This window comes from Mesorhizobium sp. M4B.F.Ca.ET.089.01.1.1, from assembly GCF_004022605.1.
GTDB lineage: Bacteria > Pseudomonadota > Alphaproteobacteria > Rhizobiales > Rhizobiaceae > Mesorhizobium > Mesorhizobium abyssinicae.
Genome location: NZ_RZOS01001525.1, coordinates 1 through 409 on the forward strand (window position 1 = coordinate 1; position 409 = coordinate 409).

Consider the following 409-nt stretch of genomic DNA (forward strand, 5'->3'; position numbering starts at 1 on the left):
TTCGCGCCATAGTGGCGCGGACCGCGGCTCTGCGTCAGCTAGCGAACCGTCATAGTCTGCCGGGGGCATTCATTGGGGTTCGAGAGACGCTCCGTCGTTTGATCGCGACGCGGTCAGATCCTCGCGCTTCGCAATGAGACCGGCTTTGCTAGCGCCTTCAGAAAAGGCAGACAGCGCATCGGGAGCTGTTACCGGCCAAGTTCGAACATAGCCCTCGACGGAGAACTCCGGAAACTCGGCGCGGATACGCTGAACTAACGTGTGGGCCTGCTCAAGATCGCCGAGTCGAGCATGGGCCATCGCACGAACCATCAACGACTCCCCATGAACAGGAGCCTTCATCGCGGCTGTGATAGCGTCGCGGTCGTTTCCGGCGACATATTGGGCGATTGCAAGCGCTCCGTAGTAC

Annotated in this window: 1 pseudogene; it reads right to left on the reverse strand. The window is 60.4% G+C overall.

Annotated features, from left to right (window positions below):
• Nucleotides 1–69: 69 nt before the first annotated feature.
• Nucleotides 70–409, reverse strand: a pseudogene (locus tag EN780_RS39620) (hypothetical protein); the annotation flags it as partial.